Source organism: Gemmatimonadaceae bacterium, from assembly GCA_035633115.1.
GTDB lineage: Bacteria > Gemmatimonadota > Gemmatimonadetes > Gemmatimonadales > Gemmatimonadaceae > UBA4720.
On the sequence record DASQFN010000054.1, the window covers coordinates 1 to 3044 of the forward strand.

Consider the following 3044-nt stretch of genomic DNA (forward strand, 5'->3'; position numbering starts at 1 on the left):
GAGCCAGTTTGACATTTCCCTGATGGCAAAGAAAGGCCAAGATCGGGCCGTCCGCAATGCATTGCTCTTTGCCGGCACGCCATCCCGTCTCACGCGGCGGGGTCGGCCCGCGCGAGCGCAACCACGCTGGAGGCCAAGCCATGTCGAACGCACAGAAGCAGCAAGTCGTCGAACTGCTCAAGAGCATCGAAACCGGAGACTCGAAGCCGGTGGCCTTCATCAACGCTGACAAGTACATCCAGCACAACCTTGCCGTTGGCGACGGCCTGGCCGGCTTCGGCGCCGTGCTGCAGGCCCTGCCCAAGGGGTCGGCCAAGGTCCGTACCGTGCGTGTCTTTCAGGACGGCGACTTCGTGTTCGCTCACACCGACTACAACTTCTTCGGACCAAGGTCGGGTTCGACATCTTCCGTTTCGAGAACGGCAAGATCGTCGAGCATTGGGACAACCTTCAGGAGACGCCGGCTGGCCCGAATCCGAGCTGCCACACGATGCTCGGCGGGCCGACGCAAGCCACCGGTCTGATGCACACCGAGGCCAACAAGGAGCTGGTGCGCGCCTTCGTGGACGACATCCTGGTCAACGGCCGCATGGACAAACTGGCCGGCTACTTCGATGGCGACAACTACGTCCAGCACAACCCGCAGATTGCGGACAAGCTGTCAGGCCTGGGAGCCGCGCTCGAGGCCATAGCCAAGCAGGGCATCACGATGAAGTACGACCGCATCCACAAGGTACTTGGGGAGGGAAATTTTGTCCTGGTGGTGAGTGAGGGCGCCTTCGCGGGCAAGCACACCTCCCTCTACGACCTGTTCTGCGTGCAGAGCCGAAAGATTGCCGAACATTGGGACACGATAGAGACGATCCCGCCTCGTGCTGAGTGGAAGAACTCGAACGGCAAGTTCTGACGGACGATGGAGCTCTGTCTGGGCTTTCCCGCAGGGATTCTAGCCCAACTTTCTCAACCGAGGGGTACGGAGCAGCAAGAAGCTCATGAAATCAATGCGCCGGGTCAAAAGGTCTCCACTACATTTTGCCTGGGCTACTGCGTGAGCAGCTGGCCGGCGGCGGTGATTTTGGGTGGCGATTGCGGCGGCAGGACGAGATTCAATTTTTCGAGGAGGATTTTCTGATCGGCGGCGGGTTCCGTGTAGCGGGTCAGGACCAAGGTGCGGCCGTCGGTCGTCGGGAAGTGCACGTCGAGCATCTGGATGGCGGCGAACTTATCGAGTACGGCGCGCGGCGTGAGTCCTGGCGCCAGGGGTTTCAGTCGCGCGCGCAGCGTGACGTGCAGGCAATACGCCATGAAGGCGATGAAGATATGCGCGTCGATGCGGTGTTCGAGCTGATGGTAGATCGGTCGTAGTTCAAGGTCGTCTTTCAGGTTCTTGAACGCCGCCTCGATTTCGGTGAGTTGGATGTAGAACTGCCACAGTTCCGCGGGGTTCCGTCCACAGAGGTTGGTGCGCAACAGATAGCGCCCCTCGCGGCGGCGCACCTGGCGCAATTTCTTGCGATTGACGCAGAAGGCGAAGTTGCGTCGGGGTTGTGATTCGCTTGCGTCGCGACAAGCGAGCGAATCGGGCGTTGCGCCGGACGGCGTTGCGCCGGACGGCGCGGCATCGGGAATCGTGAGGTCGATGAGCCGCCACGCCGCTCGATAACGGCCCTTCGCCTCGCCGAGCTTGATCAATAGCTGCGTGCGCTTGAGCTGCATCGTCTGCAGTTCTTTCAGGCGCTTCACGAGGCGCTTGAGCTGCCGCATCCGCATCGCACGTTCCTTGAGGATCCGGTCGTGGCTTTGTGCGAAGACGTAGAGTTCCTCGTCTTGCGGCAAGAGTTTGACGTGCACGCCGGGCCGCACATCGGCCCAGGGCAAGGGCAGGAGCGCGCGTTCCAGCTTGCTCAAGCGGCCTTTGGGTGTGCCGACCAGGTAGTAAACCGGGGGATCGGAGGCGCGCATTTCTTTGAGGACTTTCTCGGTCGGGATGCCGCGATCCATGACCCAGATGCGTTCCGCTTTGCCGTATTGCGTTTCGATCTTGCGCAGGAATTCGCGCAGCGTGGTCTTGTCGGTGGTGTTGCCGGGCAGGACTTCATAGGCGAGCGGAAAGCCGTCCGGGGTGACGATCAGCGCGATCACGACCTGCACGCAGTCGCTTCGCTTGTCGCGGCTGTACCCGTAGCGCCGTTGGTCGTTCTCGTCGTCGGGCGGCGCGGATTCGAAGTAGGTGCTGGTCAGGTCGTAGAGCAGGACTTCGAAGCGGGCGCCGAAGAGGTCGCGCCAGCGTTCGGTCAAATGGGTGAAGAGTTCGGTCTTGAAGGGAAGCAGTTTGTCGTGGCAGCGGTAGAGCGCGTTCTTTTCAACCAGCGAATAATCGGCGCCCAAAAGATCGGCCATCGCGCTCGACTCGAACCAGAGCCGATGCAAGCGCCATTCGCTGCCGGGATCGATCAGGCGATAGCAGACGAGCGTCTTAAGAATCTGCCGCCAGCACGTGCCTTCGCGGCTGTCGGGCAGGCGCGCTTCCCAGAAGCGATCAAGGCCGAGCTGCTCGTACAACTGACAAGCGAGCCAGCACGCGCCCCATTGCCGCGGCCGATGGAGCTGCATCGCATCGAGCCGCACGCTGACGCCGTAATCCTTGGCGTGCTCGGGTATCCGACAATCGGCCGGGAATAACGCCAGTTGCGTGCGACGCTGAGCGTCTTCGTCGAACGCTTCGATGACCCGGCACCACGCTTCGTGCTGGCTCGCGTTGATCTCGCCCAAATACAAGACTTGGTGCTGCACGATCCGGCCATCGGCACATCGCCGCGATTCAACGATGTTCCAGTAGCAGTGCCACTTGCCGTCCTTGAATCGACGATTGGAGCGCAGGTACATGATGCCACCGCATTGTAAGGAAATCGCGGCGGCTGGCTAGACACTGGGTCTACACTACAACGAGTTTTGAACCTCACCCCAAGTATCGGCGCGGCTTCCAGCGAAGCGTGGGCGGAAAAATCGGCGATTTTTTGGGTGAGTTGAGAAAGTTGGGCTAG

The 3044-nt window shown here is 61.0% G+C and carries 3 protein-coding genes; 2 read left to right on the forward strand and 1 reads right to left on the reverse strand.

Annotated elements, in window-relative coordinates; all coding sequences use genetic code 11:
* The first annotated feature begins 140 nt into the window (after window positions 1-140).
* Both VES88_07310 and VES88_07315 read left to right on the forward strand, forming a co-directional pair.
* Window positions 141-524: a hypothetical protein gene (locus tag VES88_07310; GenBank protein ID HYN81292.1), complete on the forward strand. Its 384-nt coding sequence runs from the start codon at window positions 141-143 to the stop codon at window positions 522-524.
* Entirely contained in the window at window positions 491-907 is a 417-nt protein-coding gene (locus tag VES88_07315; GenBank protein HYN81293.1) for a hypothetical protein, read from the forward strand. Before VES88_07310 ends, VES88_07315 begins: the two co-directional genes overlap by 34 nt.
* Window positions 908-1041: 134 nt before the next feature.
* Here the strand turns inward: VES88_07315 and VES88_07320 are convergent, their stop codons facing one another.
* Window positions 1042-2886, reverse strand: a complete 1845-nt coding sequence (locus VES88_07320; protein ID HYN81294.1) for an IS1634 family transposase — start codon at window positions 2884-2886, stop codon at window positions 1042-1044.
* Window positions 2887-3044: the final 158 nt, after the last annotated feature.

What these genes read in the sequence shown, in the direction of transcription:
- VES88_07310 (HYN81292.1), top strand. Translation starts at nt 141, where the DNA reads ATGTCGAACGCACAGAAGCAGCAAGTCGTCGAACTGCTCAAGAGCATC.
- VES88_07315 (HYN81293.1), top strand. Translation starts at nt 491, where the DNA reads ATGCTCGGCGGGCCGACGCAAGCCACCGGTCTGATGCACACCGAGGCC.
- VES88_07320 (HYN81294.1), bottom strand. Translation starts at nt 2,886, where the DNA reads ATGTACCTGCGCTCCAATCGTCGATTCAAGGACGGCAAGTGGCACTGC.